The organism is Bacillus sp. Bvel1, from assembly GCF_014872755.1.
Taxonomy (GTDB): Bacteria; Bacillota; Bacilli; order Bacillales; family Bacillaceae; genus Bacillus; species Bacillus velezensis.
Map to the genome: position 1 here is coordinate 744,028 of NZ_JAAOBZ010000007.1, position 21,320 is coordinate 765,347.

Below are 21,320 nucleotides of genomic sequence, written 5' to 3' on the forward strand. Positions count from 1 at the left end.
CTTAGGAAACCGCCCCGCTGTTTTATCAGCCTTTCAGCTCTGCAATCCGCTGCCGGACAGCTTCGCGTTTTGCCGTGTAGTCTTTCTCTTTTCCGCGTTCTTCTTCAATGACATGCTCAGGAGCTTTTTTAATGAATCCTTCGTTGCCGAGTTTTTTCTGAACGCGTTCGACTTCTTTTGTCAGCTTGTCGAATTCTTTTTGCAGACGGGCGATCTCCTCATCAATGTTAATCAGCCCTTCAAGCGGCAGAATGACTTCCGCTCCGGTGACGACAGCTGTCATCGCTTTGTCTGCCGCAGCGATATCCGTCCCGATTTTCAGCGTGCTCGGATTCGTAAAGCGTTCAACGTAAGAACGGTTCTTCTCAAGGCGGCCGGCAATGTCTTCGGTAGATGTTTTAATGTAAAGTTCAACCTGCTTGCTCATCGGCGTGTTGACTTCGCTCCGGATATTGCGGACAGAACGGATTAATTCAACGAGCAGTTTCATATCCGCCGCTGCCTCTTTATCCGTATGTTCCGGCACCGGAACCGGCCAAGAGCTGATCGTGATTGACTCGCCTTCATGAGGAAGGTGCTGCCAGATTTCTTCCGTTAAGAATGGCATAAACGGGTGAAGAAGACGCATCGTCTGGTCAAGCACGTATGCCAGAACAGACCGGGTTGTTTTCTTCGCCGCTTCATCTTCCCCGTACAGCGGAAGCTTCGCCATTTCGATATACCAGTCGCACACATCGTCCCAGATAAAGTTGTACAGGTGGCGTCCGACTTCACCGAATTCATAACGATCCGCAAGCTGTGTCACGTCTTCTATCGTTTCATTCAGTCTTGTGAGGATCCACTTATCAGCAACTGATTTTTCACCGGACAGATCAAGCTCGTCATACGTCATGCCGTCCATGTTCATTAATGCAAAACGGGAGGCGTTCCAAATTTTATTTGCGAAGTTCCATGTGGATTCCACTTTTTCATAGCTGAAACGGAGATCCTGTCCCGGTGAACTTCCGGTTGCCAGGAAGTAGCGCAGGGAATCCGCTCCGTACTTGTCGATGACATCCATCGGGTCCACGCCGTTCCCAAGGGATTTACTCATTTTTCTGCCCTGCTCGTCACGGATTAAGCCGTGAATCAGCACGTCTTTGAACGGACGCTCGCCGGTAAACTCAAGACCTTGGAAAATCATCCGGGATACCCAGAAGAAAATGATGTCATATCCCGTTACAAGTACATCGGTTGAGTAATACCGCTTAAAGTCTTCAGCGTTTTCATCAGGCCAGCCCATTGTAGAAAACGGCCAAAGCGCGGAGCTGAACCATGTATCAAGCACGTCTGAATCCTGCTCCCAATTTTCGCTGTCCTCAGGCGCCTCAAGGCCGACGTACACTTCTTTTGTTTCTTTATGATACCAAGCCGGGATGCGGTGGCCCCACCACAGCTGACGGGAAATACACCAATCACGGATGTTTTCCATCCAGTGCAGGTACGTTTTCTCGAAACGGTCAGGAACGAAGTGAACCTTCTCTTCTTTTGCCTGAAGGTCAACCGCAGCATCGGCCAGCGGCTGCATTTTGACAAACCATTGTGTGGACAGGTACGGCTCAACAACGGCGCCGCTTCTCTCACTGTGGCCGACAGAATGCATATGGTCTTCGATTTTAAAGAGAACGCCGGATTCCTGAAGATCTTTGACGAGTTTTTTACGGCATTCAAACCGGTCCATGCCGTTATATTGCAGCGCTTTTTCATTCATTGTTCCGTCTTCATTCATGACGAGAATCCGCTCTAAATTGTGGCGGTTTCCGAGTTCAAAGTCATTCGGGTCATGGGCAGGCGTGATTTTAACGGCGCCTGATCCGAATTCCATATCAACATAATCATCGCCGACAATCGGAATTTCACGGTTTGTAATCGGCAGAATCACCGTTTTGCCGATTAAGTGCTTGTAGCGCTCATCTTCAGGATGAACCGCGACAGCCGTGTCGCCAAGCATCGTTTCCGGACGGGTGGTCGCGATTTCAATTGAGCCTGAACCGTCTGCTAACGGGTAGCGCAAATGATAAAACGCGCCCTGTACGTCTTTGTAAATCACTTCAATATCGGATAAAGCCGTTTTTGTGGCAGGGTCCCAGTTGATGATATATTCGCCTCTGTAAATCAAGCCTTTCTCGTACAACTTGACGAAGACTTCACGCACGGCTTTGTTCAGCCCTTCATCAAGAGTAAAACGTTCACGTGAATAATCGAGTCCGAGTCCCATCTTGGCCCATTGGCTGCGGATGAAATCAGCATACTCTTCTTTCCACTTCCACGTTTCTTCTAAAAACTTTTCACGGCCGAGGTCATAACGGCTTGTGCCCTGTTCGCGGAGTTTCGCTTCGACTTTTGCCTGAGTGGCGATGCCGGCGTGGTCCATGCCCGGAAGCCAGAGCACGTCATAGCCCTGCATGCGTTTCATACGCGTAACGATATCTTGCAGCGTCGTATCCCACGCATGTCCGAGGTGCAGCCTGCCCGTCACATTCGGCGGCGGAATGACGACAGAATACGGCTGTTTCGTTTGATCGCCGCCCGCTTCAAAATATTTTCCTTTCAGCCAAAAATCATAGCGGCCTTTTTCAATCGCAGACGGATCATATTTTGTCGGCATTGTTTGTTCGTTTGTATCCATGATAACCCTCCAGCATGTTTAGAAATGGCTGAGCAACTAAAAAAGAGCCTTCATCCTGATAAAGGACGAAAAGCTCTTTCGCGGTACCACCTTTTTTCATGAACAGATTTGTTCATGCACTTAAACGGATAACGGGTGCGGCCCGAATTTCTCTACTGTATGTTCAAGAAATTATGCTCCCGGGCGACCTTCCAATGAGACGGCATAAGAAGCCTTTCAGCACAGTAGCTTCTCTCTCTTCATGCGTCTTTCTTGTACTCTTCCCGTTCAAAGCAGGTGTATTTATATCAGCTCATGATCTTATTTATTATGTTCTTTATTATAGTAAAAGTGTTTTTGATTCGTCAATCATCTTTTCCAAAAACCGCTGCCGTCATACATAAATGGGCATGCACCCCGCTCTTCCCCTTACATACGATACATAGAAAGGCGAATGTGAGGAGGAATTGCCCGTGAGAAAAAAATTCAATTCTTATTCGCTCCCCCAGTGGGCCAGACAGGTCCGCCTTGTATCCGTGCAAGTCATTATCCCGATTACGATCTTTCAGGGGATCAGGACGATTTTCTTTCCGACGACTTTTGATGTCCTGCTGCTTGCCATCCTGCTGTTTTTAGCGTGCGCCCTGCATTTGGAATGGATATAAAAAAACGAGTCCCGTTATGAAGAGGACTCGTTTTCCGCTTTTATTTTTTTCTCCCGCTCAATCTGATGAACCTTCATGAGAAAAGGCTCAACATTTTTCATCTGCCAAAACGCTCTTAATAATTGCGTGCACTCTTCTTTTTCAGAGCCCCTTTGGCCGGTCTGATACCGTTTCAGCACTTTGTACATGGCGGACGGATAAGCCATATAGCTGAGAAACAGACTGATTTCCGCTTCACGGAGCGGGAATGATTTGTGATACGTATAAAACCAGTCCAGACATTCCGGACATGCTTTCGGATAGCTTCTGAACATTCTGGAGTAAAAGCCGAGCAGGTCATTTTGCGGAGGGCCCAGCGCAGCTTTCTCGAAATTCGTGAAAAAGCCCGATCCCGCATCATTATACAGAAAGTGGCGGCTCGATAAACTGCCGTGGTTGATCACCGCTCTCGTCTTGTCATGATCCTTTGCCGCGTCAAACCATTCTTCCAGACGTTCCAGAGCAAAATTGACGGCGGAAACCGTTTCTGTAAGATACGTAACGGCCTGCAGTTCAAAAGGTGAAAGGTACCACTCTTTTTCCGCCCGGTCGGCGAATTGTTCATAGACAAGCTTATCATTTTCCCAATCTCTTTTCGTTGCTTCATAAAAGCCGCTGATATCTTCAGTCCGGATTTGGATGTCCCGCACAGTCGCAGAATGGAGCTTCGCGACCTCTTTAAAAAGGTAAACATGTTTTTGGTCCTGTTCTTCCTCCTGATCGTACTGAAGCCAAGGCATTAAATAATAAGAATTCTCCGTCTGTCTCCCTGCAAAAAAATCGCCGGCATACGTGCGGCAGATCGGCACAAATGATCGGTAGCCTTTCTCCTCAATCTCAATCATAAGATCCGTAAATTCACTGCTGCGGGCCGGCTTGAGCTGTTTCAAAGCAAAAATGCCGTAGTTTGAGTAGACCTTCCAAACATGCGGGCTGACAGGCTCAATATACTCAGCCGTCAGCCCGTATTCCTGAAGCACTGATTGGACTGCTTCCATTCCATTCACCACATTTTTACGGCCTCTTTGTGCTTACACATGGCTGTTATTATATTCAGGTATATACAGAAGCTGACCTTCCTCAAGCTCGTCATCAAACGATAAAGCATTCGTTCGGATGAGCTGCTGGGATGTAATGTCATATCGTTCACACACCCGGTCGATTGTATCTTGCTGCTGCACGATACAAATTTTCATTCTTGAAAACTTTTCTTCTTCCCTTGTAAATAATTTTGTCAAGTAATGAGAGTTGTCATTTTCCTTCTGCTCGGTTCCCGGTGCCGCTTCTTCATTCTTTCTTTCAGGCTTAAGCGGCTCAGGCTGTTCAGCTTTCGCCGGCTCCTCAGGCGGCAGTTTGGAAAACTGAAAAGACAAATCGAGAGGCTTCCCGGTTTCCTCCTCCGGCGGCGCCATCTTCCTTACCTCAATTTCAAACCCTTCTTCATCATGAGCCTCTTCTTCAAGCAGCTTAGGAGCGCTGTAAAACTCCTCTTCCTGCCGTTCCGGAACGAACTCGCGATAAACGGGCGCCTGCTCTTCTTGAAAAACCACAGGCTCATCTTCGTCTTCTGCCGCCTTATGATCGCTCTGACGGAGAAGCGGCTCGGCCTCTGGCTGCTCTTCTTTTTGAAGAAAGGGCTGTTCCGCAATTTTTGGTTTTTCTGCATGCGGAGTCAGAGTGAAAGCAGGGAAAACCGGTTCGATATCATCTTTTGGCTCTTCCTGCACTTCTGCTGAATCATCCTCAAATACGGGTTCATTCCTCACAGCTGACATGATTGCAGGCTCCTTAGCTTCTTCCGGCTCTTCTTCGTGCTGGAAGGAAACGGGAGGAGGAGGCTCAGTAAAGGAAACAGGTTTAGGCACCTCTTCTTGCTCCCTCAGAATCGGGGCTGCTTCCTGCTCTTCTTCTTCTTGCTCCCTCAAAACCGGGGCTGCTTCCTGCTCTTCTTCTTCCCGCTCCCTCAAAATCGGAGCTGCTTCCTGCTCTTCTTCCTGCTCCCTCAGAATCAGGGCTATTTCCTGCTTTTCTTCTTCCCGCTCCCTCAGAATCGGGGCTGCTTCCTGCTCTTCTTCTTCCCGCTCCCTCAAAATCGGAGCTGCTTCCTGCTCTTCTTCCTGCTCCCTCAGAAGCGGGGCTGTTTCCTGCTCTTCTTCCTGCTCCCTCAGAATCGGGGCTGCTTCCTGCTCTTCTTCTTCCCGCTCCCTCAAAATCGGAGCTGCTTCCTGCTCTTCTTCCTGCTCCCTCAGAAGCGGGGCTGTTTCCTGCTTTTCTTCTTCCCGCTCCCTCAGAATCGGGGCTGCTTCCTGCTCTTCTTCCTCCTGCCTGAGTAAAGGCGGGATTTCTTCCTCGTTCTTCTCTGTTTCTTGTGCTGCTTCTTCTGATACAGTCAAAGGTATTTCAGGCTCATGGCGTATCATTAATTCTGGTTCATTTTCGTCCTCAGAATGATGTCCGGCAAGATTGATCATTTCTTCTCTGGCAAATTCAGGCGCCACGTACAAAGGGATCTCCGGCTCTTTCGGCTCGGATTCCTCAAGCAGCCCTTCAATTGCCAAATCAGCTTGAATGGTTAAGATCCTTGAATCCGTCAGCTGATAATCAAAGGCATCAATAAATACGAAAACATCATTGAGGTGGCTCACTTTATTTTTCGGAATCGTGATGTCCACCGGGAAACAATGAATGAGCTCGGCCGTGCCATCCTCCCTCGCCCTCACTTCCTCTACATGCCTCAGCTCCCTATCAAGCTCTTCAAAATGACTGCTGTGATCTATGTTGTACTCGCCAGTAAGTTCTAATGATCCTTTAATTGAGACATAATCATTTACTTCCTGCACCCTGATGTCAGGGTCTAATGAAATCGAAAGTAATTCAGAAACTTCCTGTCCTTTTTGGAAACAGATTGATTCTTCAACAGAAAATTGCAATCGGTGATTATGCGGCAAGTTCATATCCTCCTTTCATCTAATCCATACAATTAGATGTCACTAAAGGTGTATGCCGCAATCCGGGAAAATATGATAATGGAGACATTGAAAAAAGCCGATACAAGTCTTGCTTGCATCGGCTTTTCGGTATCAGCGGCTGATCGCCTGGAACACTTTCTCAGCGGCTTGAATGGTATTTTCAATATCCTCCATTGTATGCGCAGTGGAGAGAAACAATCCTTCAAATTGAGACGGCGGCAGAAATACGCCTGCGTCGGCCATCCCTTTATAATACTTGGCGAACAGCTTTAAATCAGAAGATTTGGCTGCTTCATAGTTAATGACAGGCTCATTGGTGAAAAAGAAGCCGATCATTGAACCCGCCCGGTTAAACGTGTGCGGAATGCCGTGTGCTGCAGCTGCTTTTGAAATGCCTTCTTCAAGCATATCGCCTTTTTTCACAAATTCTTGGTATGATTCAGGTGTGAGCTGCTGTAACGTCTCAAGTCCCGCTGTCATGGCAAGCGGATTTCCAGACAATGTTCCCGCCTGGTAGATCGGACCGCTCGGCGCGATTCGTTCCATAATGTCAGCTTTTCCGCCATACGCACCGACAGGAAGACCGCCGCCGATGACTTTGCCGAGACACGTTAAGTCAGGCGTCACGCCGAAATACCCTTGCGCACAGTTATAATCCACGCGAAAACCGGTCATGACCTCATCAAAAATGAGCAGCGCGCCATACTGTTCCGTAATGTCGCGAAGTCCTTGTAAAAAGCCTTCCTGCGGCGGAACAACGCCCATATTCCCTGCTACCGGTTCAACAATGACCCCGGCAATATCTTCACCGTACTCCCGGAATGCGAGTGCAACGCTTTCCAAGTCGTTGTATGGAACGGTAATCGTATTCATTGCTATTCCTTCCGGCACGCCCGGGCTGTCCGGCAGCCCGAGTGTCGCCACTCCGGATCCCGCTTTGATCAGCAGCGAATCACCATGGCCGTGGTAACAGCCTTCAAATTTCAAAATTTTGTTGCGGCCGGTGTATCCTCTTGCCAGACGCAGGGCGCTCATTGTCGCCTCTGTGCCGGAGCTGACCATCCGCACGATTTCAACAGACGGCACACGGTCAATGACCAATTTGGCCAGTTCGTTTTCCACTTCAGTAGATGCCCCGAAACTTGTCCCGTTCTCGGCTACTTTTTTCAGGCTTTCAACGACCCTGTCGTTCGTGTGGCCCAAAATGAGCGGCCCCCAGCTCAGCACATAGTCGATATATTCATTGCCGTCAATATCAAAAATTTTCGATCCTTTGCCGCGCTGCATAAAGATCGGGTCCATATCAACTGATTTAAACGCGCGCACCGGGCTGTTCACTCCGCCCGGCATCAGTTTCTGCGCTTCTTTAAAAGCGGCTTTTGATTTTTCATAGCTTCTCATCTGCCTCAGCTCCCGTCAAATGAAATCGTTACTCAGCAAGCCATTTCGCTGCGTCTTTTGCATGATACGTCATAATCAGATCGGCTCCTGCACGTTTCATGCCCGTTAAAATTTCCAGCACCATTTCTTTTTCTTTAATCCAGCCGTTTTGGGCTGCCGCTTTCACCATGGAATACTCCCCGCTCACATTATATGCGACCAGCGGCAGGTGATGGCGGTTTTTCACATCACGCATAATATCTAAGTATGACATAGACGGTTTGACGATTAAAAAGTCAGCGCCTTCTGCCGCGTCTGATTCAGCCTCACGTAGCGCTTCCAGGCGGTTGGCCGGATCCATCTGGTATGTTTTTCGGTCACCGAACTGCGGCGTGCTGTCAGCCGCGTCGCGGAACGGGCCGTAGAATTCACTTGAATATTTCACGGCATAAGACATAATCGGAATATTCGTGAATCCTTCTTTGTCGAGCGCTTCCCTGATCACTGTGACAAAACCGTCCATCATATTTGAAGGAGCGATGATGTCAGCGCCGGCTTTAGCCTGGCTGACGGCTGTCTGCGCCAGCAGCTCAAGCGACTCGTCATTGAGGATTACTCCGTCTTTCACGACCCCGCAATGGCCGTGATCCGTGTATTCACAGAGACATGTATCAGCGATGACGATCATTTCAGGATAATGCTTTTTAATTTCAGCAATCCCTTTCTGCACAATGCCATGATCGTGAAAAGCCTGGGTTCCGCAGGCGTCTTTTTCTTCCGGCACGCCGAAAACGATGACCGACTTAATGCCGAGCGATATCAGCTCAGCCATTTCATCCTTTAACAAATCGAGTGATACATGATAAACCCCCGGCATGGAAGGAACTTCTTTTTTTCCTTCGAGTCCTTCAACGACAAATAACGGGTAAATAAAATCTGAAGGGTGAAGACGTGTTTCTTTTACTAGATCTCTCATCGCAGCGTTCGCGCGCAAACGGCGGTGTCTGTTAAATGTTTGATTCATCATTATCTATCCTTTCCCGACATGCTGCACATGACGTCCAGCATGCCTTCAATCGTATAGGTGTCAGGCACATGGGATGATATCCCGTATTCCAAGAGCGCTTTCTCTGTCAAAGGGCCGATGCTGATATAGCTCGCACCGCTGTTTTCCCACGCTTTTTCTCCGTCTCCGACCGCGTGCATAAACGTATGCACCGCCGATGAACTGGTAAACGTAATAAAATCAAAATGAGAGCGGGATGCAGCCCGTCTCAGCTCGTCCATGCCTTTTTCATCCTGAATGGTATTGTATAACACCCATTCCCTTATTTGATAGCCAAGCGGCTCAAGCTCCGCTTTTATGACATCGCGTGATAAATTGCCCTTTATCAATGAAACGGGTTCGGCAGCTGATGCGTGCCGTTTTAAAGTATCAGCCAGACATTCCGCCACATACTCGTCAGGCATCGCATCCGTCCGGGCTCCCCGCTCTTTCAGGGCGCGCGCTGTCTTTTCACCGACGGCTGCGATTTTTTTCCGTTCCGGAAGCGCAAGGCCATGCTGATCAAGGTAGGAAAAAAAGAACCGGACACCGTTTACGCTTGTAAACACAAGCCAGCCCGGTTCAGAAAGGTCTTCCCGCAGACTGTCCGCACATTGATCCGGGAGCGCTTCCTGAAAAGCGATCAGAGAGGCGGAAACAGCCGTTCCGCCGAGCGCCTCCACTTTTTTTCGAAACGGTGCTGCCTGTCTTTTGTTCCGGGTGACGAGCACGGTCTTTCCTTGTAAAGGAAGGTCATTTGCCATCCTGTTCGAGCTCCTGTTTCACGCTGTCGATTAGTGCTTTGGCTCCTTTTTCAGACATCATCGCCGCACAGCGTTTCCCGATTTCTTCCGGATCATGTCCCGCCGCTGTTTCTTTATAAATCGTCTTTCCGTCCGGAGACGCGACAAGACCGACCAATTCAACCTCATCCCGGTCATTGACGGACGCATACCCGGCTATCGGCACTTGGCAGCCGCCTTCCATCGCGTGTAAGAAAGCCCGTTCGGCTGCCACCGTGCGCTGCGTATACTCATCGGTAAATTGCGCAAACAGCTTCAAAAGCTCTTCATCCGACTCTCTGCATTCAATGGCAAGAGCGCCTTGGCCGACCGCAGGCAGACAGCGGTCCGGTTCGAGGAATTCCGATACGACATCATCTTTCCAGCCCATTCTCGAAAGCCCCGCAGCCGCTAAAATAATAGCATCGTAATCTTCCGTTTCAAGCTTTTGAAGTCTCGTATCGATATTGCCTCTGATCCACTTAATTGTAAGGTCAGGGCGTTCAGCAAGAATTTGGGCGCTTCTTCTTAAACTGCTGGTGCCGATGATGCCCCCTTCTTTTATGCCGTCCAGCTTTTGATGCCCTTTTGAAATGAGCGCATCACGCGGATCCTCACGTTTCGGTATGCAGCCTATGACAAGACCCTCAGGCAAAACGGCGGGCATGTCTTTCATGCTGTGAACCGCCATATCAATCTCCTGATGCAGCAGCGCCTGTTCAATCTCTTTGACAAACAAACCTTTGCCGCCCACTTTTGACAGTGTAACATCGAGGATGCGGTCGCCTTTTGTGACAATCTCCCGGATTTCAAAGTCATAGGAAGGATTCAATTCCTTCAGTTTGTTAATCACCCATTTTGTCTGGGTCATAGCCAGTTTGCTCCGTCTGGAACCTACCTTAATCGTTCTCATTTTCTTTCCTCCCGAATCTGTTTGGGCGCGTGCGTTAACTGAACCAATGGAATTGTGACAGGCTTCCGAGCAGGAAGTAATTAATCATCAGCACGAGAAAACATGCTGAATTCCATAACGCCGCCACTTTCCCCTGCAGTTCCTTAATCATTCTGATATATAAATAGTAGCTGTATAAAAGCAGCACAATAAACGAGCCGAGCACTTTTGAATCAAACCAGTACAGCGTTTCCAGCGACACATACGCCCAGATCACGCCTAATATCAGGCTCAACAGCAGCATCGGAACCCCGATGACATTTAAAACGTAAGCCATATAATCAAGTTTTGACAAATCTTCAATTCTCAACAGCCATTTTCCCCATTTTTTCTTCTTTAATAAAGAATATTGAAACTGATAAAGAAGCGAAAAGACAAAAGAAAGGGAAAAAGCGCCGTAAGACAGAATCGCCATTGTAATATGAATGACCAAAAGCTCTGAGACCAGCTGGCCGGAAAAGGCGGCCGAATGCTGATCCGTCGGTGAAAACGTATGGATCGCAATCATCGAGAAACCGATGACATTCGTGAAAAACACGATAAAATCAACCCGCAGAATCTGCGTGACCACAAGTGAAAGCGTGACAAGCACCCACGCATAAAAGTAAAGGGCCTCTGTAATATTCAAGACCGGAAATCTGCCCGTCTGCCACATGAAATAAGAAAGATAGACAGTTTGCAGAGTCCAGACAATAGAAAGCAACCAGAAGGCTATTTTTCCAGCCTTCCGGTTGTGTTGAAGAAAATCTATAAAGTAAAAAAGGACGCTTACTGCATAAATAACAATTGTCGCTTCATTAAGTCTTGCCATTGCTGTATCAATCATACAGCCCTCACTCACTTACAAGCGGACGTAAGCCCGTTTTTGCTTCTGCCTTTTGAAACGAATGAACCGTCTGGCGGTTATCCAGGCTTTTGTCCAGCTGGCGGCCGGCCTCTTCCTCAATATCGAAAATCTGCATAAACAGCTTCAGCTTTTCATCTGAATCCGCTTCAGCCGCAAGCTCTTTCGCTTTCAGAATCGGGTCGCGCAGCATTTGGTTAATGATGCTTTTCGTATGTTTGCTGAGAAGTTTTTTCTCTCTTACCGTCAGATGAGGCAGCTTGCGCTCAATGCTCTGCATCGTATCGGACTGGATGGACAGCGCCTTTTCACGCAGCGCCGAAATGACCGGCACGACGCCGAGCGTATTAAGCCACTGCTTAAACTCAACAATTGCCGCTTCAATAAACAGCTCGACTTTTTCAGCGGTTTCGCGGCGTTCTTGTAAGTTGGCTTCAACGATTCCTTCAAGGTCATCAATATCGTACAGAAAAACACCTTCAAGATCGTTAAGCGCCGGATCGAGGTCTCTCGGCACAGCGATATCCACCATAAATAACGGACGGCCTTTCCGCTGTCTGCCCGCTCTCTCCATCATTTCTTTAGACACGACGAAATCACTCGCGCCTGTCGAACTGATTAAAATATCAGCTTCAGCAAGTGCATGTTCAAGCTGGTTTAAGCTGCGCGCTTCTCCGGAGAAACGGTCAGCAAGCGCTTTTGCCTTCAAAAACGTTCTGTTGATGACCGTTACTTTGCCGATACCCTGACCGTGCAGGTTTTCTGCGGCGAGCTCGCCCATTTTTCCCGCACCGAGAATCAAAATGTGCTTATTTGACAATGAGCCGAAGATTTTTTTCGCGAGTTCAACGGCGGCGTAACTGACGGAAACGGCATTGGAGCCGATATCGGTTTCGGCATGCGTGCGTTTGCCGACGGTCACCGCCTGTTTAAACAGCTCATTGAAAATGGTGCCGATCGTCTTTTCTGCCTGCGCCGTTTTAAAGCTCGAGCGTACCTGGCCGAGTATTTGCGTCTCTCCGATGACCATGGAATCCAAACCGCACGCCACACGGAATAAATGCTCGATCGCCGCGTCGCTCTCATAAAATTTCAGAAACGGAGACAGCTCTTCTTTCGGCAGCGAGAACCATTCGGATAAAAATGTCTTTATATAATAACGGCCGGTATGAAGCTGGTCGACCACCGCATATATTTCGGTGCGGTTGCAGGTTGACACGATAATGTTTTCTAGAACGCTTTTTTCTTCTTTTAAGCGGAGCATCGCTTCTGCAAGCTCATCCGGCTGAAAACTTATTTTTTCGCGTATTTCAATAGGGGCGGATTTATAATCTACTCCCACAACAAGAATATGCATCGCTTTCATGCACCCCCGTACATCGCAATTTATTTATAATCATTCTAACATAGAATTTATTATTTATAATAATTATAACATAGTTTCTTCGGGAAAATGTGAACAGATTTCAAAAATGTTATGCTATAGTATAAAAAGCTCGTTCCCACTGTAATCATCATACTAAAAATCCTTTACTGCGGGTAGGTGACAGGATGAAAAAAACATCAATTTTATTACCGGGACTTCTGCTTGCCGCTTCATTATTCGCATGGCTTCAGAGCGGACAGGTTCACCTGTTTGCGAATCAGGGGGAATGGCCGGTGCTCCTTATGCTCTTGGGGGCCGTGCTCTTGTATCAGGGCAAAAAGGAAGCGGCCGGGCCTCACGTCCTGATCGGCATGCTTCTTTTCGGCATAGGTTTACACTTTTTCGCCAAACCTGAGCTCTCATGGTGGCCGGGAGATTTTGAAATGATTCTCTTCGTCTTCGGATTCTCCTTATTTGCGGCTGCCAGAAAAGAATATGTATACGAAGCGGCTGCCATGATTGGTTTTTCCCTCTTTTTATACTTCTTTAAACAAATTACGGCGTGGCTGGAGTCCGTCCATATTCCGACGGAACACTTCAAAACATACTGGCCGTATGTTTTCATCGGAATCAGCCTTTTATTATTGTTTATCAAGCGGAACAAAACTATACGATAAAACCCAAAACGCACTGCGTTTTGGGTTTTTCATTACCGGCTGATCATTTTTTTAATGGCTCCCCATGCTTCATCTTTGCCTTTTTTCGTTTCAGAGGAAAATAAAATCAGCTCATCTTCAGGATCCATATCAAGCGTCTGTTTGACAACCTTTAAGTGCTTGTCCCATTTTCCTTTTGGAATCTTATCCGCTTTTGTCGCAATGACGATGACGGGAATGCCGTAATACTTCAGGAATTCATACATGTTCACGTCTTCAGCAGACGGCGCGTGTCTGAGGTCGACAATCTGCACGCAGGCTTTCAGCTCTTCGCGGGTCGTCATATAGGTTTCAATCATTCTCCCCCATGCTTCCCGCTCGCTTTTGGAAACTTTCGCAAATCCGTACCCGGGAACGTCGACAAAATGCAATTCATCATTGATGATGTAAAAGTTTAAAGTCTGTGTTTTCCCCGGTTTTGATGACGTTCTGGCCAAGTTTTTCCGATTGATTAATGAATTGATAAAAGATGACTTTCCTACATTTGATCTGCCCGCCAGCGCGATTTCCGGAAGCCCCCCATCAGGGTACTGTTCGGGTTTGACCGCGCTGATCACGATTTCTGACTTTGTGACTTTCATTTCTTCTCTCCTACTAAGGCATGTTCCAAAACGTCATCCAGGTGAGAAACGAATATAAACTTCAGTCCTTCTCTGACGCTTTCTGGAATATCCTCTATATCTTTTTCGTTATCTTTAGGCGCAATAATAGTGGTCAGGCCCGCTCTGTGCGCGCCGAGCGCCTTTTCTTTCAGTCCGCCGATCGGAAGCACGCGCCCCCGCAGCGTGATTTCTCCCGTCATACCGACTTCGCGTTTTACCGCACGGTCCGTTAATGCTGAAACGAGCGCCGTGGCCATCGTAATTCCGGCAGAAGGGCCGTCTTTCGGCACCGCTCCTTCAGGGACATGGATATGAATGTCATACTTCTCATGGAATTTCGGGTCGATTCCGAACTGTTCTGCTTTCGAACGGACATAACTGAAAGCGGCCTGCGCTGATTCCCGCATGACATCTCCAAGCTTCCCTGTCAGAACCAGCTTTCCTTTTCCCGGTGACAATGACACTTCGATTGACAGCGTATCTCCGCCGACCGTCGTATACGCGAGCCCCGTGACAACCCCGATTTGATCTTCGGTTTCCGCCTGTCCGTATCTGAATATCCGTTTTCCGAGATAGTCGGCCAGATTTTTCTCTGTAACGGTAATGCGTTTTCTCTCCTCAGACACAATGGCTTTCGCAGCCTTTCGGCAAATGGCGGCAATCTGGCGTTCAAGCGTTCTCACGCCGGCTTCCCTCGTGTAGTAGCGGATGATGTCCGTAATCGCCTGATCCCGAATCTGCAGGTTGCTCTTTGTGAGCCCGTGCTCTTTGATTTGTTTCGGAAGCAGGTGATCTTTCACGATCTCCAGCTTTTCGTTTTCAGTGTAGCCTGACAGGCTGATAATCTCCATTCTGTCTCTGAGAGGGCCAGGGATGGAAGCAAGGTTATTCGCAGTCGCGATAAACAGTACTTTCGATAAATCGAACGTCTCTTCAATATAGTGGTCGCTGAATGTGCTGTTTTGTTCCGGATCCAGCACCTCAAGCATCGCCGAAGACGGATCGCCTCTGAAATCAGACGACATTTTGTCGATCTCGTCGAGGAGAAAGACCGGATTTTGTTTGCCGGCTTTTTTCATCCCCTGTATAATACGGCCCGGCATCGCCCCGACGTATGTGCGCCGGTGCCCGCGGATTTCAGACTCATCGCGCACTCCGCCCAGTGAAATTCTCACAAAAGTGCGCCCCATGCTCTTACTGATTGATTTTGCAAGAGATGTTTTACCGACTCCCGGAGGTCCGGCCAGACAAAGAATCGGCCCTTTCAGCGTTTTCGTCAGCTGTTTCACGGCCAAATACTCCAAAATCCGCTCTTTCACTTTCTCTAAGCCGTGATGCTCTTTATCTAAGATTTCCCCGGCTTTTTTAATATCAAGTTTATCTTCTGTTTCATCCGACCACGGAAGGGCAATGAGCCAGTCAATATAGTTGCGGATAACAGAGCTTTCCGCTGAGCTTGACGGCACTTTTTCGTAACGGCTTAATTCCTTAAGCGCCGTTTCTTTGACACGCTCAGGCATGCCTGCTTCTTCTATCTTTTCCGTGAGCGACTGAACTTCGCCGGTTTTTCCTTCTTTGTCGCCAAGCTCCTTCTGAATGGCTTTCATCTGTTCGCGCAAATAATATTCCTTTTGAGTGCGTTCCATCGAACGTTTGACGCGCTGACCGATTTTTTTCTCAATCTCCAGCACTTCTTTTTCATTATGAATGGAACGAATGACCTTATTCAGACGTTCTTTAATATCCGCCGTTTCTAGAATGTCCTGCTTGTCCTTTAATTTCAGCGGGAGATGAGAAGCGACGATATCCGCCATTCTGCCGGGCTCTTCAATATCAGTCACAGCCGCATACGTTTCTGCGGAAATTTTTTTAGAAATTTTTATGTACTGGTCAAAATGGTCCAGCAGCGTCCGCATAAGCGCTTCGTCTTCCACGTCTTTTGAATCATCCTCATGCATCAGCTGTATATCGACCGAAGTATAATCTTCGAGTTCGGTGTATTCAAGGATCTGCGCCCGCTGAATTCCTTCTACAAGCACTCTGATCGTACCGTTGGGCAGCTTCAGCATCTGTTTAATTTTTGTATAAGTGCCGACGGCGAAAATATCCTCTTCACCCGGTTCGTCTATCGAAATATCCTGCTGAGTGGCTAAAAAAATCATATGATCATGCATCATTGCCTGTTCAAGAGCCTGAACCGACTTGTCACGGCCTACATCTAAATGTAAAACCATTGTCGGGTATACCAATAAGCCTCTTAAAGGGAGGAGCGGGATGCTGCGTTTTGTATCTTCTGCCATGTGACTGACACCTCCGTGACTTTAGTATGAACCATTATAATACAACTTTTTCATCGTTGTACAATTCCGGGATCGGGCTTTAATCGGCTTATCCGCCTGCCCTGTATATAAAACAGTCTCTTCGTAGTATACCCTTTCTTTCTGTTCTGAAAAAGGAAAAGATGTCCTCCATAAAAAAACCCCATTATAAAAATGGGGTTTATACGGATTCTTTATTCATTTGGATATCAAACGGTTTTTGTTCTGAAGGAGGGTCAACCAATATGACGTCAAGCACTTCCTGGAACGTTTTTACCGCTTTAATGGTGATTCCGTCTATTCGTTTCAGAATGGACTGCTGATTTTCATAAGGGATAATGACCGTTTTTGCTCCGGCCTGTTTTGCGGCTTTAATTTTCGGAATGACGCCGCCGATCGGTTTGACAAGCCCCGTCAGGCTGATTTCTCCCGTCATCGCCACCGTATGGTCGATCGGGATGCGGTGAATCGCGGAAAAAATCCCCGCGGCCATCGCGATACCTGCTGAAGGTCCGTCAATCGGGCCTCCGCCCGGAAAATTGACGTGAATGTCATAGTCTGAAGGTTTGATGCCCATTGTGCGGAGAACCGTCAGCACATTTTCCACAGATCCCTTCGCCATGCTTTTGCGGCGGATCGACTTCGATTGGCTGCCGATGCTTTCTTCCTCTGCAATTCCCGTGATATTCAGGCTTCCTTTGTCCTGCGCAGGTGTGACATTCACTTCGATTTCCAGCAATGCGCCGCTGTTCGGCCCGTAGACGGCAAGTCCGTTCACGATGCCGACTTGCGGTTCATCGGCGATTTTCTGCTCATTTTTAGGTGTGAGCTGACTGGAATGAACAACCCATTCTATATCTTCTGTCGTGATTTCTTTTCTGTCCTCAGTCACCGCCATGCCGGCGGCGATCTGGATCATATTGACGGCTTCACGTCCGTTTCTCGTATATGCGGTCAGCACGCTGAGAGCTTCGTCAGAAATCTCTTTCTGAATTTTGTCGGCTGCTTTTTTCGCAACGATTTTAAGTTCATCCTTTTCCAGCTCGCGGAAAAATACTTCAAGACAGCGCGAACGGATGGCCGGAGGAATTTCAGTCGGCATTCTCGTTGTCGCACCGATCAAACGGAAATCCGCCGGAAGCCCATTTTGAAAAATATCATGGATATGATTCGGTATTTGCGTATTTTCTTCACTGTAATACGCACTGTCTAAAAATACTTTTCGGTCTTCAAGCACCTTCAGCATTTTATTCATCTGAATCGGGTGAAGCTCGCCGATTTCATCAATAAACAATACCCCGCCGTGAGCATGGGTCACAGCCCCCTGTTTCGGCTGCGGAATGCCTGCTTGACCCATCGCACCCGCTCCCTGATAAATCGGATCATGCACTGAACCGATAAGCGGATCGGCAATCCCCCGTTCATCAAATCGCGCGGTCGTCGCATCAAGTTCAACAAAAACAGCCTGCTTTTGAAACGGTGACTGTTTATGCTTTTTCGCTTCTTCCAATACCAGCCGCGCCGCAGCCGTTTTACCGACTCCCGGAGGACCGTAAATAATGACGTGCTGCGGGTTCGGTCCGCAAAGCGCTGCTTTTAATGCTTTAATTCCGTCTTCCTGGCCGACAATGTCCTGAAAGCTTTTCGGCCGCACCTTTTCTGATAAAGGTTCTGATAAACTGATGGCGCGCATTTTGCGCAGCTGTTCCATTTCCTTTTTTGATTCTTTATCTATCGTCACTTTTTGTGTTCGCTGGTTTTTGAGCAGATTCCAAAAATATAGTCCGATGACTATCCCGAAAAACAGCTGTACAAATAATGCGATCCCTGTCCAACTCATGCTGGTCCCTCCTGAAAAAACGATTTATGTATCCAATTCATTCCTCTGTCCGCTAGTATCTCCCAGCAAAGCCCGGAATAAACATTTTCAGAAGGGTCAGGACAAGAAAAAAAACCTCCTGATTAATTCGGGTCAGGAGGTTTTGTCGTGTTATGCTGATGTTTTATCTTGGCCGACAACAGTGCCGTCTTTTAATACAAGACGCGGCGCTTCACCGTCTGCGACTGTCGCTCCGGTAATGACACATTTTTCAATATCATCGCGGGACGGCAGATCAAACATGACGTCAAGCATGATGCCTTCAATGATAGAACGCAGGCCGCGTGCGCCTGTTTTACGCTCGATCGCTTTTTTCGCAATTTCAGATAATGCCTCGCCTTCAAATTCAAGCTCGACATCATCAAGTTCTAACATTTTCTTGTATTGTTTGACGAGTGCGTTTTTCGGTTTAGTCAGAATTTCAACCAGTGCCGTTTCGTCAAGCTGCTCAAGGCTTGCAATGACAGGAAGACGGCCGATGAATTCAGGAATCAGACCGAAACGGAGCAGGTCTTCCGGAAGAACTTTAGAAAGCAGTTCTTCTTTTTCCAGGTCTGCCGCTTTATTATCAGAGCCGAAGCCGATGACTTTTTGTCCGAGACGGCGTTTGATGATTTGTTCGATGCCGTCAAATGCACCGCCGCAAATGAACAGAATGTTCGTCGTATCGATCTGGATGAATTCCTGATGAGGATGTTTGCGTCCTCCTTGAGGCGGCACGCTTGCAACCGTTCCTTCAAGAATTTTCAGCAGCGCCTGCTGAACGCCTTCGCCTGATACATCGCGTGTAATGGACGGGTTTTCAGATTTTCGCGCTACTTTATCGATTTCATCGATATAGATAATGCCTTTTTCTGCTTTTTCCACATCATAGTCTGCTGCCTGAATCAGCTTTAGGAGGATGTTTTCTACGTCCTCACCGACATATCCGGCTTCAGTCAGAGATGTAGCGTCCGCGATCGCAAACGGAACGTTCAGAATACGCGCAAGCGTCTGGGCAAGAAGTGTTTTCCCGCTTCCAGTCGGTCCGATTAAAGAAATATTACTTTTAGAAAGCTCAACATCATCCACTTTACTGTTGGAATTGATGCGTTTGTAATGGTTGTATACCGCAACCGCAAGTGATTTCTTCGCCTGATCCTGTCCGATGACATATTCATTCAGAATCTCACGGATTTCCTGCGGCTTCGGAACGTCTTTAAATTCGACTTCTTCTTCCGTACCAAGCTCTTCCTCTACGATTTCTGTACAGAGCTCAATACATTCGTCGCATATATATACACCCGGTCCTGCAACCAGCTTACGAACCTGATCTTGCGTTTTTCCGCAGAACGAGCATTTCAATTGTCCTTTTTCCTCGTTGAATTTAAACATTCTTTCACCCCTTAATCTTGTCTCACTTTTTCTTTTACCTGAAGGGCAAAAGAAAACGGTTCTTGCTACGATCGAGTATGTATTGCATTTTACCATACTTTCCAGTAAGACGGTAACAATGTGTTTCGCACTTGCACATTCTATATGTATGACGAAAAACAGCCCGGCAATGACTATCTTGCCCCAAGAAAAAGAGTTATATCATAATTGTACAAAACAAGGCACGAATTAATCGCGCCCTGTTTTATTATGTCTATTATTATGAACCATATTAACGGTTTTCTACAAGAAAATCAATTGCTTTTCGAACTTTTAAATCTTCTTTCATCGCGTCAGTTGAACCGATTGCCTGCTTGATGTTTTCAACCGGCATGTTGTAAGCTTCAGCCATTTTAGTCAGCTCAGCTTCAACTTCTTCGTCCGTTACTTCAAGGTTTTCTGCTTGAGCGATCGCTTCAAGAGTCAGGTTTGATTTTACGCGTTTTGCGGCATCTTCTTTCATTTGCTCTTTTAACGCGTTTTCGTCTTGGCCTGAGAATTGAGTGTAAAGCTCAAGGTTCATGCCTTGCATTTGCAGACGCTGTTCGAATTCTTTCAGCATGCGGTCAAGCTCAGTGTCGATCATCGCTTGAGGAACATCAGCTTCAGCGTTTTCAGATGCTTTCAGAACAAGCTCTTCACGCAATTTAGCGTCAGCTTCGTTTTCTTTTGCTTCTTCAAGGCGTTTTTTTGTTTTCTCGGTTAATTCAGCAAGCGTTTCAACTTCTTCGTCAATGTCTTTTGCGAATTCGTCGTTAAGCTCAGGAAGCTCTTTCGCTTTGATTTCATGAATTTTCACTTTGAAAACAGCTGGTTTTCCGGCAAGCTCTTCAGCGTGGTACTCTTCAGGGAATGTTACTTCAACATCCTTTTCAGCGCCTGCTTCAAGGCCTGTTAACTGCTCTTCGAAGCCCGGGATGAATGAACCTGATCCTACTTCAAGTGAGTAGTTCTCAGCTTTTCCGCCTTCAAACGCTTCGCCGTCAACGAAACCTTCGAAGTCAAGAACGACTGTATCGCCGTTTTCAACAGCGCCTTCTTCTTTCACGACAAGCTCAGCCTGACGCTCTTGAAGCGCTTTAAGTTCGTTTTGTACATCTTCGTCAGTAACGGCAGTGTCATCTTTTTCGATTCCTAAGCCTTTGTAATCGCCAAGTTTCACTTCCGGTTTTACAGTCACTTTTGCAGTGAAAATTAAGCTTTCGCCTTTTTCGATTTTTTCAACATCGATTTCAGGGCGGTCTACAGGCTCAATGCCGGCTTCTTCAACCGCTTTAGGGTATTCTACAGGAAGTAAAATATCTAAAGCATCCTGGTAAAGAGCTTCAACGCCGAAACGCTGTTCGAATAAACCGCGGGGAACTTTCCCTTTGCGGAATCCAGGAATAGAAACCTGTTTTACTACTTTTTTAAATGCATCATCAAGAGCTGTTTTGAACGTATCCGCATCAACTTCAACCGTTAATACGCCTTCGTTGCCTTCTTGTTTTTCCCATTTTACAGACATGTGTTTCCCTCCAAAAATCTATTCAGGTTGTGTCGGTCTTCCATTCTAAAGCAATCCGCGGCTTTGTCAAAGAAAAAACCGCTTTGAATCAGAATCATTATGTAATGAACTGGCAGCCTGTCCAACCGTAATTCTCATTTCAGTTAAACCGCTATACATAAATACAACCACTATATTATAACATAACGCCTACTGC

At 47.4% G+C, this 21,320-nt stretch carries 16 protein-coding genes and 1 other annotated feature; of the genes, 2 read left to right on the top strand and 14 right to left on the bottom strand.

Features of this window, described 5'->3' with window-relative positions; translation table 11 throughout:
• Nucleotides 1–25: 25 nt before the first annotated feature.
• The gene (locus tag HAP68_RS12985; protein ID WP_003152640.1) at nucleotides 26–2,668 is read right to left on the bottom strand and encodes a valine--tRNA ligase; all 2,643 of its coding nucleotides are present in this window, start codon (nucleotides 2,666–2,668) and stop codon (nucleotides 26–28) included.
• 58 nt (nucleotides 2,669–2,726) lie between these two features.
• Nucleotides 2,727–2,948 (bottom strand) — a binding site (T-box leader).
• A gap of 172 nt (nucleotides 2,949–3,120) precedes the next feature.
• On the opposite strand from HAP68_RS12985, the gene HAP68_RS12990 reads away from it, so the two are divergent.
• Nucleotides 3,121–3,312, top strand: a complete 192-nt coding sequence (locus tag HAP68_RS12990) for a hypothetical protein (protein ID WP_003152639.1) — start codon at nucleotides 3,121–3,123, stop codon at nucleotides 3,310–3,312.
• A 14-nt stretch (nucleotides 3,313–3,326) separates the two neighbouring features.
• Here the strand turns inward: HAP68_RS12990 and ysxE are convergent, their stop codons facing one another.
• From ysxE to hemA, 8 genes are all read right to left on the bottom strand, one after another.
• Nucleotides 3,327–4,349 carry a spore coat protein YsxE gene (ysxE, locus tag HAP68_RS12995; RefSeq protein ID WP_024085659.1) on the bottom strand — a complete coding sequence of 341 codons (1,023 nt, stop codon included), beginning with the start codon at nucleotides 4,347–4,349 and terminating at the stop codon, nucleotides 3,327–3,329.
• Between the two features lie 33 nt (nucleotides 4,350–4,382).
• On the bottom strand, nucleotides 4,383–6,299 hold the full coding sequence (locus HAP68_RS13000) for a LysM peptidoglycan-binding domain-containing protein (protein WP_131242026.1): 1,917 nt from the start codon (nucleotides 6,297–6,299) through the stop codon (nucleotides 4,383–4,385).
• Nucleotides 6,300–6,431: 132 nt separating this feature from the next.
• A complete protein-coding gene (gene hemL / locus HAP68_RS13005; protein WP_003152633.1) occupies nucleotides 6,432–7,721 on the bottom strand; it encodes a glutamate-1-semialdehyde 2,1-aminomutase in 1,290 nt (429 codons plus the stop codon).
• A gap of 28 nt (nucleotides 7,722–7,749) precedes the next feature.
• Nucleotides 7,750–8,724 (bottom strand): porphobilinogen synthase, encoded by a 975-nt coding sequence (gene hemB / locus HAP68_RS13010; RefSeq protein WP_003152632.1) that lies wholly within the window; start codon nucleotides 8,722–8,724, stop codon nucleotides 7,750–7,752.
• Nucleotides 8,725–8,726: 2 nt separating this feature from the next.
• Complete coding sequence (locus HAP68_RS13015) at nucleotides 8,727–9,509, bottom strand: uroporphyrinogen-III synthase (protein WP_024085661.1); 783 nt, start codon at nucleotides 9,507–9,509, stop codon at nucleotides 8,727–8,729.
• Nucleotides 9,499–10,440: a hydroxymethylbilane synthase gene (gene hemC, locus HAP68_RS13020; protein ID WP_003152630.1), complete on the bottom strand. Its 942-nt coding sequence runs from the start codon at nucleotides 10,438–10,440 to the stop codon at nucleotides 9,499–9,501. The genes HAP68_RS13015 and hemC overlap by 11 nt, the downstream gene beginning before the upstream one ends.
• Nucleotides 10,441–10,474: 34 nt before the next feature.
• Nucleotides 10,475–11,305, bottom strand: a complete 831-nt coding sequence (locus HAP68_RS13025) for a cytochrome c biogenesis protein (RefSeq protein ID WP_003152629.1) — start codon at nucleotides 11,303–11,305, stop codon at nucleotides 10,475–10,477.
• A 7-nt stretch (nucleotides 11,306–11,312) separates the two neighbouring features.
• Nucleotides 11,313–12,680, bottom strand: coding sequence for a glutamyl-tRNA reductase (gene hemA / locus HAP68_RS13030; RefSeq protein WP_015387890.1), 1,368 nt, complete (start codon nucleotides 12,678–12,680; stop codon nucleotides 11,313–11,315).
• 194 nt (nucleotides 12,681–12,874) lie between these two features.
• On the opposite strand from hemA, the gene HAP68_RS13035 reads away from it, so the two are divergent.
• Nucleotides 12,875–13,366, top strand: coding sequence for a hypothetical protein (locus HAP68_RS13035; protein WP_014305520.1), 492 nt, complete (start codon nucleotides 12,875–12,877; stop codon nucleotides 13,364–13,366).
• Nucleotides 13,367–13,398: 32 nt separating this feature from the next.
• Here HAP68_RS13035 and yihA read toward each other — a convergent pair whose 3' ends face one another.
• From yihA to tig, 5 genes are all read right to left on the bottom strand, one after another.
• Nucleotides 13,399–13,986, bottom strand: a complete 588-nt coding sequence (gene yihA / locus HAP68_RS13040; protein ID WP_003152626.1) for a ribosome biogenesis GTP-binding protein YihA/YsxC — start codon at nucleotides 13,984–13,986, stop codon at nucleotides 13,399–13,401.
• The gene (gene lon, locus HAP68_RS13045) at nucleotides 13,983–16,307 is read right to left on the bottom strand and encodes an endopeptidase La (RefSeq protein ID WP_003152624.1); all 2,325 of its coding nucleotides are present in this window, start codon (nucleotides 16,305–16,307) and stop codon (nucleotides 13,983–13,985) included. The genes yihA and lon overlap by 4 nt, the downstream gene beginning before the upstream one ends.
• Before the next feature lie 199 nt (nucleotides 16,308–16,506).
• Nucleotides 16,507–18,165: an ATP-dependent protease LonB gene (lonB, locus tag HAP68_RS13050; protein ID WP_003152622.1), complete on the bottom strand. Its 1,659-nt coding sequence runs from the start codon at nucleotides 18,163–18,165 to the stop codon at nucleotides 16,507–16,509.
• 150 nt (nucleotides 18,166–18,315) lie between these two features.
• The gene (gene clpX / locus HAP68_RS13055; protein ID WP_003152620.1) at nucleotides 18,316–19,578 is read right to left on the bottom strand and encodes an ATP-dependent protease ATP-binding subunit ClpX; all 1,263 of its coding nucleotides are present in this window, start codon (nucleotides 19,576–19,578) and stop codon (nucleotides 18,316–18,318) included.
• Nucleotides 19,579–19,849: 271 nt separating this feature from the next.
• A complete protein-coding gene (gene tig / locus HAP68_RS13060) occupies nucleotides 19,850–21,124 on the bottom strand; it encodes a trigger factor (RefSeq protein WP_003152618.1) in 1,275 nt (424 codons plus the stop codon).
• Nucleotides 21,125–21,320 lie beyond the last annotated feature (196 nt).